The 14,578-nt window shown below is 43.6% G+C and carries 10 protein-coding genes and 1 pseudogene; 6 read left to right on the top strand and 5 right to left on the bottom strand.

Annotated elements, in window-relative coordinates:
• Positions 1 to 113 precede the first annotated feature (113 nt).
• Entirely contained in the window at positions 114 to 2,306 is a 2,193-nt protein-coding gene (locus ACH19P_RS03960) for a bifunctional diguanylate cyclase/phosphodiesterase (protein WP_462157197.1), read from the top strand.
• 27 nt (positions 2,307 to 2,333) lie between these two features.
• Here the strand turns inward: ACH19P_RS03960 and ACH19P_RS03965 are convergent, their stop codons facing one another.
• Together ACH19P_RS03965 and ACH19P_RS03970 are read right to left on the bottom strand one after the other, a co-directional pair.
• Positions 2,334 to 3,119 carry an META domain-containing protein gene (locus ACH19P_RS03965; RefSeq protein WP_462157198.1) on the bottom strand — a complete coding sequence of 262 codons (786 nt, stop codon included), beginning with the start codon at positions 3,117 to 3,119 and terminating at the stop codon, positions 2,334 to 2,336.
• A 251-nt stretch (positions 3,120 to 3,370) separates the two neighbouring features.
• A complete protein-coding gene (locus ACH19P_RS03970) occupies positions 3,371 to 4,063 on the bottom strand; it encodes a substrate-binding periplasmic protein (RefSeq protein ID WP_462157199.1) in 693 nt (230 codons plus the stop codon).
• A gap of 180 nt (positions 4,064 to 4,243) precedes the next feature.
• On the opposite strand from ACH19P_RS03970, the gene ACH19P_RS03975 reads away from it, so the two are divergent.
• The 3 genes from ACH19P_RS03975 (at position 4,244) to ACH19P_RS03985 (ending at position 6,176) form a co-directional block, all read left to right on the top strand.
• A complete protein-coding gene (locus ACH19P_RS03975; RefSeq protein WP_462157200.1) occupies positions 4,244 to 4,714 on the top strand; it encodes a hypothetical protein in 471 nt (156 codons plus the stop codon).
• Positions 4,715 to 4,778: 64 nt separating this feature from the next.
• Positions 4,779 to 5,510 (top strand): EAL and HDOD domain-containing protein, encoded by a 732-nt coding sequence (locus ACH19P_RS03980; protein ID WP_462157201.1) that lies wholly within the window; start codon positions 4,779 to 4,781, stop codon positions 5,508 to 5,510.
• Positions 5,511 to 5,549: 39 nt separating this feature from the next.
• Complete coding sequence (locus ACH19P_RS03985) at positions 5,550 to 6,176, top strand: paraquat-inducible protein A (protein WP_462157202.1); 627 nt, start codon at positions 5,550 to 5,552, stop codon at positions 6,174 to 6,176.
• 10 nt (positions 6,177 to 6,186) lie between these two features.
• Here ACH19P_RS03985 and ACH19P_RS03990 read toward each other — a convergent pair whose 3' ends face one another.
• The 3 genes and pseudogenes from ACH19P_RS03990 to ACH19P_RS04000 all read right to left on the bottom strand — a co-directional run bounded on the left by ACH19P_RS03990 (position 6,187) and on the right by ACH19P_RS04000 (position 10,351).
• On the bottom strand, positions 6,187 to 7,677 hold the full coding sequence (locus ACH19P_RS03990; protein WP_462157203.1) for a Ppx/GppA phosphatase family protein: 1,491 nt from the start codon (positions 7,675 to 7,677) through the stop codon (positions 6,187 to 6,189).
• Positions 7,664 to 9,743 (bottom strand): annotated as a pseudogene (gene ppk1, locus ACH19P_RS03995) (polyphosphate kinase 1). The gene ACH19P_RS03990 and the pseudogene ppk1 overlap by 14 nt, the downstream one beginning before the upstream one ends.
• Before the next feature lie 107 nt (positions 9,744 to 9,850).
• Positions 9,851 to 10,351 carry a glycine cleavage system transcriptional repressor gene (locus tag ACH19P_RS04000; RefSeq protein WP_462157204.1) on the bottom strand — a complete coding sequence of 167 codons (501 nt, stop codon included), beginning with the start codon at positions 10,349 to 10,351 and terminating at the stop codon, positions 9,851 to 9,853.
• Positions 10,352 to 10,665: 314 nt separating this feature from the next.
• Between ACH19P_RS04000 and ACH19P_RS04005 the strand changes: the two genes are divergently transcribed.
• Positions 10,666 to 12,897 carry an ABC transporter permease subunit gene (locus ACH19P_RS04005; RefSeq protein ID WP_462157206.1) on the top strand — a complete coding sequence of 744 codons (2,232 nt, stop codon included), beginning with the start codon at positions 10,666 to 10,668 and terminating at the stop codon, positions 12,895 to 12,897.
• 16 nt (positions 12,898 to 12,913) lie between these two features.
• On the top strand, positions 12,914 to 14,563 hold the full coding sequence (gene pstA, locus ACH19P_RS04010) for a phosphate ABC transporter permease PstA (protein ID WP_462157207.1): 1,650 nt from the start codon (positions 12,914 to 12,916) through the stop codon (positions 14,561 to 14,563).
• The last annotated feature ends 15 nt before the right edge of the window (positions 14,564 to 14,578 follow it).

The following is a 14,578-nucleotide window of genomic DNA, read 5'->3' on the forward strand; positions in this document are numbered from 1 at the left end:
ATAGCCTGAAGATTAGACTATACTGTTAAAGGCAAATTTTCTATTGTAAGCATAATGAATAATAGTGAAGTTAATTTCGCACCAACTCGACTTTCGGGGTTATAAGGTAGGGCATGTCATCTTCTAGCAGTGAATACATTTTTCTTAACGAAGAATTAGAGGAGCAGCCAAAGTTACTGGATGGTTATTGGGATATCTTGATAGTCGATGATGACAAGGAAATTCATGCGGTAACTGAACTTGCTTTGTCTAATTTTGAGTTTGAGGGTAAAGGCCTTAAATTTCACCATGCCTATGATGGGCAACAAGCTGTCGAATTGTTGGCGACGTTGCCGTGTATATCGGTGGTTCTACTTGATGTCGTAATGGAAACCGATGATGCTGGCTTGGTGGTGGCTAAACGTATTCGTGAAGAGCTACATAATCACTTAGTGCGTATCGTGTTGCGTACTGGGCAGCCCGGTTTTGCGCCTGAAGAGCAGGTCATTAGAGAGTATGACATCAATGATTACCGCACTAAAACAGAACTAACCCGTGCCAAATTGGCGACGACCTTGGTGACGGCTTTACGTTCTTACAATCAAGTTACGCAGTTATCTGTTCAAAGTAGCCTATTAAGCCAAGTACTCGGTGCTAATGAGGCAATTTTACGAACCACCGAATTAGCTGATTTTTGTGTGTCTGTCATCGATCATCTCGGCTCTTTCATTGGGGCGAATAAACCAAAAGGGCTTATTTGTGGTTTGTCTCGAGCCGGTGAAGTGCTTATCCATGGAGAGGCGCATTACGGTAGCAAGTTGTGTGACCAACCGCTGATTAACAGCAAACTCGATGTACAATTAATATCGCAGATTTCGGACACATTAGAATCCAAGACTCACCAACACTCAGAATTAGGAAATACTTTTTATTTTAAAGCGCATCAAGGCCAGTATGCTGTTCATCTCGCCTGTGAAACGTGCTTACAAGTGTCTTTCTTACCCTACCTTGAAGTGTTCTTGACTAACGTTGGAATGGGTCTAGACAATGTGCTTTTAGTCAAAACTCTCAAAGAAGTAGCATACGTTGATAGCCTCACAGGACTCAGTAGCCGCAATGGTTTTCTCAAGGAGCTTGAGCAACCAACCAAGCTATCAGACTGTTATGATTATGTTGTACTTATCGACATAGCAAGGTTTGCGGACATCAATGAGGGCTTGAGCCAAGAAGTTGGCAATCAATTATTGAAAAGTATCGCGCTGCGATTGCAACAAAGTTGTGTGAAAGCAAAGGTTATAGCCCGTCTAGGTGCTGATGTATTTGCTCTGGTACTCAATGAACGCACAACCCCACTTGCGCAGCTGCAGCAACATCTTGCTGAGCCATTTGTTGCCGGTGATTATCATTTACCCATTAATTTTAGTTTTGGAGTGTGCCCTCGTTCCTCATTTGGTGAAGATTCTTTGACAACGCTCAAGCGAGCGTCGATAGCACTGAGTCTGACAAAGAGCACTGCAAGTGTTAATTTTTCTTATTTTGACAGTTCAATGGAAGAACAAGCCGCGTGGCGTTTGAGTGTGGTGTCTGAGCTTCGTAAAGACTTTGAGGAGCGAAAACTTGAATTGTGGTACCAGCCGCAGATTGATTTGGCCACAAACGAGGTGTATGGATGCGAAGCGTTATTGAGATGGAAAAATAGCACGGGTAATTTCGTGCCGCCGGATGTGTTCATTCCCCTAGCCGAAGATGCAGGGTTGATAGTGGATATCGGTCAATGGGTGTTAGAACAAGCTTGTGCGATGCAAAAGCACTTAGCGAGCAAAGGAAAAGACCTGCGCATTGCAGTGAATGTTTCTGTCCCTCAGTTCAAGGTTAAAGGCTATGTAGACAAGGTTCAGGCAACGTTAGAACGCTTTGATGTATGTAGCAGTAAAATTGAGTTAGAAGTTACTGAAAGTATTGTAATGGATGACATCGCCAATGTTGTTGTAACGCTCAATGAATTGAAGAGGTTAGGCTTGGAAGTGGCAATCGATGATTTTGGTACGGGCTTTTCATCATTAAGTTACCTACAACGATTACCATTTGATCGCCTTAAAATAGATCGCGACTTTATCAAGGGAATTCCTGACCAAGACAGTGGAGAAATCGCTGAAATGGTTGTTTCTCTAGCGAAACGTCTTAATGTACGGGTACTTGCCGAAGGCGTTGAAACAAAAGAGCAAGAAGCCTTTTTGAAATCGATTGGATGTGATGAAGCACAGGGATATCTTTTTGCTAAACCATTGGATGGAATTGCGTTAAATAAGTTTTTGGGAACACAATAACGGCGCCAGTCGGCGCCGCTGATATATTTACTTCATGTGGACAGCTTTAAACGTTGCCAGCTTATCACCTTGCTCGTCTTTCAGTGTCAACATGTCACCTTTAATGTGATAAGAGAAAGTATTCGTTAACGCGTCGCTGAGTTGCTTCTCTTGTTCCATTAACTCAAAACACATTTTCTTAGTACTGGCTAAAGATTTAAAGCGCAAACCAAAATGTTGGCCTTTTACGTAGCTCCCCGTTACTTGGTTACAGCTTAAGAAGCCTGATACACGCCCGTCAGCATGAAGTGTAATTTGCGGCTCACGTTGTTTAACTTCAACAGTGTTACCTGCTACTGTCGTTGCTTTCCAGTACGTGTTGACCAGTTGTTCATTTGGTTTTGCTACACGCTCTAACATCACTTTTATAGGGCTAACGTTTTGTGTGGTGCCGAATGGGTCATTGTTTTGTGTAGTGATGTAACGCAATTCACCATTGTGCATAATCTTGGCACTGACACTGTAACGCATGCGTTCTTTTATCGAATCCGAAGGATAATTCAGTGTTACTTCATATGGGGGAGCTCCATTTAGCTCAATTGTTTGTGTTGCGATCACCTGAGCTGGCGCATCCATTCTTGATACATCTGACAAGCTGACCGTTAACATTGAGCCTGGAGGCTGTAGACTACGATCCTTGTAAAGTACTTGCACTTGCATGCTTTTCATTTGCTGTTCAACCTGCGTTTCTTGGTTTTGTTCAACAGTATTACTACATGCGCCTAACAACACACTACTTAAGGCCACAGCTGAGAAAATAACCTTTTTACTCATAATCTAAACTCCTTTAAAACTGCATTTACTTTATGTATTAGTGTATTAATTGTGCCTTAATACACCGAATTTATTACGGCCTTTTAGGCATTTAACGTGATCTGAGTCATGCTCGCATGAGATTGTTGTACGGCAATCCGTGAATACAGAACAACTCTCATATTGCTTTTTCAATTTAAGCAGATAGAACACCCGTCGTTAAAATAGGTAAGCACTGATTGTAGCCACAATAGAACGTCAAAGGAAATAATCTAAAAAATCATTGGCGACAAATATTTTTCTTCAAGTTGTTGGGGAAGCCCTTGTGACTTTAACGTCTCGATTGCAGCGTTTATCTTCGGTAATAATTTCTTATGGTCGCTACGCAAGCGAATATGTAACTGCCCTTGTGAATGCACCGCTCCAAAAGCGATTGCTAAATTCAGTTGGCGAGACCAATACAAAGCAGGTAAGTCACCGATAATCGCCACATCGATTCTCTTTTTGTGGATTGCCAAAACTAATTCACGTTCCGTGGCAAAGTCGACGCGCTTAAACTCATGATCATTATGATAATAATACCCTCTTACAGTGCCAACTGAAGCGCCAATAATCGACTGAGGTAATGCATAATTACTCACCTTACTAGGTAATGCCACGAGCACTTCTTGTACCGGGAGTAGGGCGTCTGAAAATACGAACTGCTCCAAATTCCTTTCTTCTTCAGTGAGCCAGGTTGGGCTAACAATTTCAAAATCGAGTTGTTGGTTAAGCATTAATTGCTGAGTTCGTTTAGCTGGCAACGTGACATGTTCTATCTCAATACCCGCTTGCGCCATTACCTGGATAACGAATTCATGCGAAATCCCAGGGTGTTCTTGCACTCCAGTTGAGTAAGGGTAATAGCTGCCACTTGCAGTAGCACTATATTTAAGAGGAGATGCCTGGACGCTCAGAATTAGCATGCTGAGTATGACAAACAAAAAACAGCGCAAAGGTCACATAGTCACAGTGATTAATGCCTTAAGCATAGTTTGTAAGCGTCAGATATAAAGAAAATTAATTATTGATTTTGTTTTAATAATGACATTGCTACGTTTTTGATTAATATAAAACTATCAGATTATGCAAATGTAAGGTTTCATATGCATCAGCAACGTCATATCGAAGTTGACGCTTTTGAGGCTCAGTATGTCGCTAGACAAGCCATCTTCTCCATTGATAAAGAATTGGTGGCCTATGAATTGTTGTATCGAGATTCACCAGAGAATTGTTTTCCTGCAGGAATGGGGGATTCGAAAGCGACTGGGCGTATGTTCTTTGACCTTATATTATTGCAAGGTTTGGAGAAGGTGAGCGATGGACTCACTGTGTTCATTAACCTTGCTACCGACGCATTACTTGAAAACCTCCCAGAGCTAGTCCCTGCAGAAAATACCGTGATCGAAATTGTCGAGCGCAGTCGATCGATTCCTTCTTTGGTAGAAGCAATCAGAACGTTAAACGACAAAGGCTATCATTTTGCGTTGGATGATTACGATTGTGACCCTAAGTGGGAACCACTCTTAGAATTGGTTGACTATATAAAAATAGAAGTTGAACCTGAGATTCGATAAGACCATCTCACTTATCAAAGAGTTAAAGTCTAAATATCCCTACACCCAGATTATCGTAGAACGGGTGGAAACACATTCACAAGTGCAGCAAGTCATTGCGGCAGGCGCTGATTTCTTGCAAGGGTATTTTTTCTCTGTGCCTTTGATGCTGGAATTTAAAAACATCAGCCCAGCACGCCAATCAATTTTAAAGTTATTGGCTGAGACATTGCACCCGGAACTTGATTTTAAAGAAATCAGCAAATACTTAGGGTTGGATGTGTCTTTGACGGCCCGCGTACTAAAAATGGCGAATAGTGCGAAAACGTCGCCGATAACCATTTGCTCGCTTGAGCAGGCTGTTACGTATCTAGGAGAAGACGCGATCAGGCGCTTTATTCGGATTCTAGCGCTCGGAGAGCTCGGAACAGACAAACCCACAGAATTGACAAAGTTGGGCTTGATGCGAGCGCAATTAATTGCAAATCTCATCGCACCTGCGGGCAAGCAAATGGTCGAGCAGGGCTACTTATTAGGTTTGCTCTCAGTATTGGATGCTGTGCTTGATGTGCCCATTGAAACTTTGGCTCAGGAATTCTCATTAAGCGGTGATCTACGTAGTGCGCTTTTGGATGCCAATGGCATGCTTGGGCAAGCTTTGGGTGTGGCGTATGCGAGTGAGTTATGTCAGTGGCAATTAGCTGAAGAGATACTGCAGACCATCCGTCCTGCCAGCGATGTACAAGTGCTGTATCGTTCCTTAAATCACGCACGAACGTATTGTGATGAAATGATGCGATTGCTTAGTGAAGAGTGACGCAGTACTCTCTTGGGAAAGCCTTCAGGGAGAATCATTGTGCGCCGTACTATTCTTTTATCTTTACTCATTTCCTCACTTGTCCTACTCACATATGCAGTGACCCAACCCGCGCTGACTTTGGAAGCAAAAATCGCTAAATCAGAACTGGCCAATACTGCGGTTGAAGCCATCACAGAAGATGCCCAGAGTAACAGCCGGCAAATGCTCTATTCACTGTCACAAATGCTTGGGTTAGATAAGCTAGAGGGCCACATTGATGCCTATGGCAAAACCCGAAGCATCTGGGGGACTGTCATCGAATTATTTGAGCACGATAATCGTTTAGTCGCGGTTTTGGTTGCAATGTTTTCGGTTGTTGTACCCGTGTGTAAATCTTTGATGCAGTTTGTCGTCTTGTTATTGCCAAGTGCGCGGATTTCGCCGCCATTGAGTCGTTTGAGTGGGGCCATGAGTAAGTGGAGTATGGCGGATGTATTTGTGCTGGCTCTAATTATCGCATTTTTGGGTGGCAATGCCGATGGTCACTTTGGCCAGTTAGTCATTATGAATGCATACCTGCACGAAGGTTTTTGGTTGTTTCTAGCCTACTGTCTAATGTCTATCATTATTAGCATGTTCTTAAAGCCAATAGACGGGCCAACAGAACAAGCACCTCAACACTAGTTTTTACTAATTACGACACCTTTAATGTCAAGCCGAGCTTTTTCCACTGCTCTTGCTCGGCGTCTAAGTCCGCAGCAAATAAAGAGTTCTCTTTCAACCACCGGCCTTTGAAAGACAGGTGCAAACTGTTTGCTTTTACTGCCAAGTTGAAAGGGGTGCTGGTCGCCCCTTGGCGTTTGCGATTTAACAATGCCGCGAGTCGAAACAGAGCAATCAAGCGATATAATACACCCGAGGGTAATTCAATAAACTCGGGCATTTCCCTCAGCTTCACTTTTTTGCGATGAAAACGAATTAACATTACGAGCAGGTGCTGTTGTTCTTGGGTAAAACCTGGCAGTTGCGTATTCGCAATAATGTAGGCGCTGTGCTTGTGAAGTCCTGATGAATTAATACTTAAACCGACTTCATGAAGTTGCGCAGCCCACATTAAGCTTGAAATCAACTCAGGGTCGTCGAGATGCCACGCCTCTTTTAATTGCGGATATAACCACTCCAATGTGGTGCAAATGTTTGCAGCATGTTGGGTATCCACGACGTAACGCTGGCTTAAGTTTTCAATTGTGCTCTGGCGAATATCTTTCGCTGTCAGCTTCTCTTGTAGCTCATGCAGTAACCCTTCGCGTAGCGAGTAATCACAATATTGCAGCTCCTCAATCGCGAAGTTTTGCATAATAGCAATGAGAATGGCCAAACCGCCGCAGAATGTTGCACGCCGCTCCAATGGTAGTTCTGTGAACGGAAGTGCTTCAATGTGCCCAGCGTCACACGCTGTTTTCATGAGTTTGTGTAAGCACTCTAATGTGAGTGGATTGTTTAGGTCACCCTCGTGGCAAATTGCACATAGCGTTTTTGCCGTGCCTGAGGTTGCTAACACATGTTGCCACCCTAACTGGCTAAAGGTATTGGAAATTGATTCTAACTCTTGCTCTGCGCGCACAATGGCACGGTTAAAGCGCTTTTGAGTGATTTTACCGTCTTTAAAAAACTGCTGAGAAAAGCTCACGCAACCCATATTGCGGCTACTTAATGCGCGGTGCTGATGATGCTCGCCAATGACTAGCTCAGTGCTACCGCCACCAATATCGATGACTAAGCGCTGTTCATCGTGGTGAACGTGCTGTGCCACACCTTGGTAAATTAATCGTGCTTCTTCTTGTCCGGAAATGATATCGATGTGAAACGGAAATACCGCACGAGCACGCTGCATAAAGCGTTTTATGTTACGTGCTCTGCGCAGTGTATAGGTGGCCACCACCTTAACGTTGGACGGCGGAAAATCAGCGAGTGTTACTGCAAACTGACGCAGAACATGCACGGCCCGCTCTATGGCATCATCGTCGAGATGATTTTTAGCATCCAATCCAGCAGCCAAATAGACGCGTTGCTTTTCTTTGTGTAACACCTCAAAACGACCATCGACTTCGCGAGCAAGTAATAAGTGAAAACTATTCGAGCCTAAATCGACGGCGGCATAAGTGGTTACATCATTGGTTTGCAAGGCTGGCTTCCCATTTCTTTAAAAAGTCATGTATGGCGATTTGTGAACGGATTCTTTTTCTTATTACCGCGTCGCACGTAGTTATTTTTTTGTTCGGTATCGATAATACGTGCTTTAGTTCTGTCACGCCATTGCAGCTCGAGGATCTCCAAAATGACTTGTTTCAATCTCGGACTGTAGATGGGTGTGCCGACCTCTACTCGGTGATCGAGGTTGCGCGTCATCCAATCGGCTGACGATATAAACACTTTAGTGTCATCGCCTTTACCGAACACCATCACACGAGGATGCTCTAAGAAACGGTCAACAATACTGATAATTTTTATGTTGTCACTCAATCCTTTAATACCCGGCACCAGTGAACACATGCCTCGGATGATCATGCGAATTTTCACACCTTGTTGCGATGCTTCATAGAGCTTGTCGATTAATTCCTTGTCAACTAAATTGTTGATTTTAATTAAAATATTACCATGTTTTTTCAGCTGGCATTGTTGCTCAATAAGCTCATATATACGGGCGCGAGCATTAATAGGTGACACCATTAAGTGGTTGAATGTAAAGGGCTTGTAGCTATGCTCGATGAATTTAAAAACGTTGTCACATTCTTCACACAGTGCTGGGTCTTTGGTGAAGAGACTGAAGTCGGTGTATATCTTGGCCGTTTTTTCGTGAAAATTACCCGTGCCTATGTGGGCGTAGGACACAATTTGTCCTTGTTCTCTGCGGTGAATAACACACAGTTTTGAGTGCACTTTTAACGAAGGAATTCCAAAGATTACCTTGATGCCTGCTTCATCCAATGATTTAGCCCATTGAATGTTATTTTGCTCATCAAAACGGGCTTTGAGCTCAACCATGACGGTGACTTTTTTACCATTTTTGGCGGCATTAATAAGTGAACCAATCAGACGTGAATGGCTGGCGACACGATAAATATTCACTTTGATATGCAGCACGTCAGGATCGAAAGAAGCTTGGCGCACATAGTTCAAAAAGTGATTAAAGGTGTGATAGGGGTAGTACAGCAGAATGTCGTCGTTTGAAATGGCATCAAATACGCTGCTGCAGCTATCGAAACTATGCGAACGGATAGCTGGAAGAGGTTTATTCTCCAAATATCTGCGGCCAACATTAGGAAACGATAAAAAGTCCCTGAAGTTACGGTAGCGCCCCGCTGGAATCAGTGCGTCAAAACGGTTAATGCCCATGCGTTTACGCAACACTTTAAGCATGTCAGCTGGCATGGTGTTGTCGTAAACGAGGCGCACTGGCTCAGAACGCAAACGCTGTTTAAGCCCTTTTGACATTTTGTCTAATAGGCTTTCTTCAATCTCATCATCGAGATTGTACTCGGCATCGCGCGTAAGTTTGATTGAATAGCCACGCAGTTTCTCGAATTTAAAGAAGTTCGCGAACACGTCTGCAAGATAAAAATGAATGATGTCATCGAGCAATACGATGGTCTTATGTCGTCTCGTTCTTTCGGCTGGGAGCTGGATGAAACGCGGTATCCGATTGGTGGGGACCTCTAGTAAGGCATAGTTGTTTTTTTCTTCACGCATTTCCACGAACAAATACGTCATTGTGTCGTTGATGTTCTCTGCGTAATTTTTATTTTGGTTAAGTAAGATGGGGGATAAGTGTTCGACTATCTCAGTTTTAAAATATTCACCAAGCCACTGCTGGTGGTTTTCACTGAGGTTATCCGGGCGCTCAATATGAATATTATGCTCGTTTAGGCCCTTTAAGATATCTTCATAAGCAACGTTAAAATCGTGCCCTAGTTTGAGTACTTTTTCCTGAATTAGCTGCATTAAGGCTTCGTCTTCTTCGAAGTCAGTGTCAGGTAATTTGTTAAGTAAGATACGGCGTTTTACATCAGCAACACGCACCTGGAAAAACTCATCGAGGTTATTAGAAAAAATACCTAGAAAGCGAATACGCTCAATGATGGGATTGTTTTTGTCTTTGGCTTCTTGCAATACACGCTCGTTGAACGAAAGCCAACTGAGTTCTTTAGGGTAATAGCTGGTGGATTGCATAGCGATTTGTTCAAAGTTCATAACGTACTTATATAAACAGCTTGGCTAAGTACGCTAATTTATTACTAATATATGACCGAAAGATGACACGTTCCGTACCTGCGCCACCTTTCAATCATCTGTTATCACTAACTTTCTACATCAACAATCACGTCGGGAGTGATTGATTCAAGGGCCTCAATAACCGCATCTCGGTTCATACCTGGAGGCAGTGAAACAGTCGCAACTGCACTGAACAGAGGAACTCCCCAGTTCGGTGCGCTTTGTTGCTTTGACGTTAAGTGAGTGATATTCGCGCCTTTGTGGCGAATGACTGAAGCAAGTTCTTGGACAATACCAGGGCGGTCATTTCCAGTAATGACTAAGTTGATTTGCTGAGGCGCTTCGTCCTGAATAATTTCACCCGATTCAACACGGATTTCCAGTTGAACCAAGTCATTTAGAGCATTCTGAAGCTCTCTTAAGTGTTCTTCAGCTACTTCAACTTGAACGATCCCCGCAAACTTACCAGCCAAATGTGAGAGGTTGCTGGCCAACCAATTACCGTGATGATTAAGGATAACTGAGGAAAGGTCTTCAAGTAGACCCGGGCGGTCTTTGCCAAGGACGGTTAATACTAACTGCTGCATAAGATAAGATTTCTTTATTATTGTGAGTTGAATACGTGTTCAAAAAGTAATACAAAAATATCAGAAAACTCGTTAAGGCAATGTTAATTAACAAAATTTATAAGGATTTGGTAATTTCGAGTGTCTAACACAAGCAAGTATTGACCCCTTTTCTGGGTTTGTCCAATTCTTCGCAACAACCAATCTTTGATTGTGTTTTTTACCTTTATTTACTGAAGTTTGCCGTATTTTAGTATCTGTTTGAGGGTTGTGTAACAAAACTGTCATTTTGATGAAATATAATCCGCGCATCGTAAAGATTTAAGGGTAAGTTGATGACTTCAAATCCGCAAAACCTGTCATTTAGCACGGATAGAAGCCGTCTGTTTAAAGACAAAATAGCGCAGTTCAGTATCACCTCTGGTGGGGTAATGGTACTTGTGGCGTTGTTGCTTATATTTTTCTATCTCCTCTACGTAGTACAACCTATTTTTGAGTCTGCTCATATTCAAGAGCGCGATAATTTTAGTGTCGCAACGAAAGACGTCGTAGGTCTCGGTCTCGAAGAGCAAACTGAAATTGCTTATATGCTTGAACGCAACGGCACCGTTGATTTTTACAACATCCAAAAGCAAGGTTTCGGGACGCAAATCGCTGAGTTGCATGCTGAGCTACCAGCATCAGTAACCAGCTTCGCTAACAGTGCTCCGCATCAAGGCTTGTATGCCTATGGTTTGGACAACGGTGAGGTGGTGGTTGTAAAACCTAGCTTCCGCGTCACCTTCCCTAATAACCAACGCAAATTAACACCGGTATTGAATTATCCACTAGGTGAAGCGCCTTTAGTGGTAGACGGTGAAGGTGAAGCGATTAAGCGTTTTGCGTTTGCGCAAAGCGAAGAAAAGCTAGCGGTTGTTGCCCTTACTGCTGACAAGCGTGTTGTTTTCAGTGCATATGTTGGCGAAGAAAACTTCATGACTGGAGAAGTAGAGTGGGTTGCTGAGCAATCAGAGCTAGAAATCGATGGTCGAATTGATGAGTTGCTCATTACACCGGATGCAAGTCGCGTTTTCGTTCGCTCTGCAAACCAAGTATATATCTTCGACACGCGTTATATTGATGAAATTGAACTGACTCAAGTTCTTGCTGCGAATGAAGAAAATGCCAACATTATCTCAGCGCAATTGCTTGCTGGCGCAAACTCTTTAATGCTTGCAAACGACAACGGCGAAGTATCGCAGTGGTTTGAGGTGAATACCGATGAAGGTAAAGCCTTTAAGAAAATTCGCGCATTTGAAACCTCAAAACAAAAATCTATCAACATCTATTCTGAGTTCTATCGCCGTACATTCTTTACGACTGATGCGAGCGGTGAGTTAGGTGTGTACTACACCACCAGTGAAGCAGAGCTTTGGCATGGTAAAGTGTCGGATGGCCCAATTAAGAACTTTGCAGTGGCACCGCGTGCAAATGCAGCATTAATCCTTGCTGATAATAAAGTGAGCGTTGTCGAAATTGAAAATGAGCACCCTGAAGTAACGTGGTCTGGCTTGTGGCAAGAAGTATGGTACGAAGGCTATCCTGAGCCAGATTATATCTGGCAGTCTACTTCGGCAAGCGATGACTTCGAGTCTAAATTCTCGCTCGTGCCAATCTCATTCGGTACGTTAAAAGCGGCGCTATACGCGATGCTGTTCGCGGTTCCAATTGCATTATCGGCAGCTATTTACACAGCGTACTTTATGTCGAGCGAGCTGCGTAAAGTGGTGAAGCCAACGGTTGAAATTATGGAAGCATTACCAACGGTGATTCTAGGCTTCCTTGCTGGTTTGTGGCTAGCACCTTTGATTGAAGAGAATTTGCCAGCCATTATTGCGCTGTTAGTGCTATTGCCTATTGCTATCTTATTGACGGCATTTGGCTGGAACAAGCTACCTGAGCATATTCGTCATCGTATTCCTGAAGGCGCCCACTCTGTGATCCTTATTCCTGTTGTGTTGTTCATTGGTTGGTTGTCATTTGCCATGAGCGGCTCAATCGAGCTGTGGCTGTTTGGTGGTAACGTGCGTCAGTACATCACCAACGAATTGGGTATGACCTTTGACCAACGTAACTCTTTAGTTGTGGGTATCGCAATGGGTTTTGCGGTTATCCCAACCATTTTCTCAATTGCAGAAGACGCTGTATTCAGTGTGCCTAAACACCTCTCAAATGGTTCACTTGCCTTAGGTGCAACGCAATGGCAAACACTTGTGCGTGTAGTACTACTAACTGCGAGCCCAGGTATTTTCTCTGCGATAATGATGGGGTTAGGTCGTGCTGTGGGCGAAACCATGATCGTGCTTATGGCTACGGGTAACACGCCAATTATGGATTGGAGTATTTTCCAAGGTATGCGTACGCTCGCTGCCAACATTGCTGTAGAGATGCCAGAATCAGAAGTAGGTAGTTCGCATTACCGTATTCTATTCCTAGCTGCATTTGTGCTGTTTATTTTCACTTTCGTCTTTAACACGCTTGCTGAATTTGTTCGTCAGCGCCTGCGTGAAAAGTACAGCTCACTGTAATTAAGGGAGAAACGACATGATAAGACAATGGTTTAAGTCTGGTTCTCCTTGGATTTGGATGACCGGTGGTGCGGTAAGCATCAGTTTGATTTCAGTTATTGGTTTGTTGGCATTAATTGCATGGCGTGGTTTGGGTTTCTTCTGGCCGTCAGAAGTACATGAATTTCACGTTGAAGGTTCACAACCTAAGCAAACAGTTATTGGTGAAATATATGACCGTGAAGTGGTGCCTGCGAGTCGAATCCGTCAATCGGGCATCGACTTAGGTGATTTCCAAGGTGAAGAAGTCACACGTTTCTTGGTAAAAACAGGTAACCGTGAGTATGTTGACCTGGATTTTCGTTGGATTCTAGAAACAGACATTCAAAGTCAATCAACACCTGAAAATTTAGCTGTGTTTGAACGCTCTAAAAACGGTAACTTCTACGGCTATATTGAAAAAGTCATCGAGAACGGCAAAGAAGTTCAAGGCGACAAAATCACTAAACTCGAGGAACTAGTTGAGCGTGCTGTGGATCTGAATGATCGTGCATTGGACCTACAAAACGGTGACATTGGCCACATTAACTATGAGTTAGAGCGTTTACGTTTAAAAGAACGTGCGTATGAGCTTGATGAAGAACTAACACATGAGCGTGTTGCTGAGCTTGAAACTGAGCGTAAAGCATTGCGTGAGCAATACAAAGAGCTAGAGAAAACACTTTTCCAACTGCGTGATGAAGCGAAACGTGACCAAGTGGTTGTAAAAGACATGCGTGGTGAGCTGGTAACATTACCGCTGTATCAAGTGCTTGATTTTTGGCAGCCGAACAACATGGGCTTTTTCGCTAAAGTCGGCCACTATTTTGGTCAGTTAGGTAAATTCTTATCTGATGACCCGCGTGAAGCAAACACCGAAGGTGGTGTGTTCCCTGCGATTTTTGGTACCGTATTTATGGTTATGTTGATGGCGGTAATTGTGACTCCATTTGGTGTGGTTGCAGCAATTTACCTGCATGAGTATGCGGCGAAAAATGCCGTGACTAAGATGATCCGCATCGCGGTAATCAACTTAGCAGGTGTACCATCAATCGTTTACGGTGTCTTCGGTCTTGGTTTCTTCGTGTACATGCTTGGTGGCAGTATTGACCAATTGTTTTACCCTGAAGCGTCACCTAGTCCAGTATTTGGTACGCCGGGTGTTATTTGGTCAGCATTAACACTGGCAATTTTGACGCTACCTGTTGTTATCGTATCAACGGAAGAGGGGTTATCACGTATTCCAAGCCAAGTGCGTCAAGGTTCACTCGCTTTGGGCGCGACCAAAGCAGAAACTTTATGGCGTATTGTTGTGCCAATGGCGAGCCCCGCGATTATGACCGGTCTCATCTTGGCTGTTGCCCGTGCGGCAGGCGAGGTAGCACCACTGATGCTAGTAGGTGTGGTAAAAATGGCGCCAACACTTCCGCTTGATGGCAACTTCCCATACGTGCATTTAGACCGTAAATTTATGCACTTAGGTTTCCATATTTATGATGTAGGCTTCCAAAGCCCGAACGTAGAAGCTGCGCGCCCACTGGTATACGCAACAGCATTCTTACTGGTAACAGTGATTATTGCTCTGAACATCACCGCGATTGGTATTCGTAACCACTTGCGTGAGAAGTTCCGCGCGCTAGACAACTAATGTAAAGATTTGAGA

It is taken from the genome of Pseudoalteromonas sp. GB56, from assembly GCF_054923835.1.

Bases quoted from the DNA above. Each gene is read 5' to 3' on its own strand.
- ACH19P_RS03960 (WP_462157197.1), top strand. From the start codon at position 114: ATGTCATCTTCTAGCAGTGAATACATTTTTCTTAACGAAGAATTAGAG.
- ACH19P_RS03965 (WP_462157198.1), bottom strand. From the start codon at position 3,119: ATGAGTAAAAAGGTTATTTTCTCAGCTGTGGCCTTAAGTAGTGTGTTG.
- ACH19P_RS03970 (WP_462157199.1), bottom strand. From the start codon at position 4,063: ATGCTAATTCTGAGCGTCCAGGCATCTCCTCTTAAATATAGTGCTACT.
- ACH19P_RS03975 (WP_462157200.1), top strand. From the start codon at position 4,244: ATGCATCAGCAACGTCATATCGAAGTTGACGCTTTTGAGGCTCAGTAT.
- ACH19P_RS04000 (WP_462157204.1), bottom strand. From the start codon at position 10,351: ATGCAGCAGTTAGTATTAACCGTCCTTGGCAAAGACCGCCCGGGTCTA.
- ACH19P_RS04005 (WP_462157206.1), top strand. From the start codon at position 10,666: ATGACTTCAAATCCGCAAAACCTGTCATTTAGCACGGATAGAAGCCGT.
- pstA (WP_462157207.1), top strand. From the start codon at position 12,914: ATGATAAGACAATGGTTTAAGTCTGGTTCTCCTTGGATTTGGATGACC.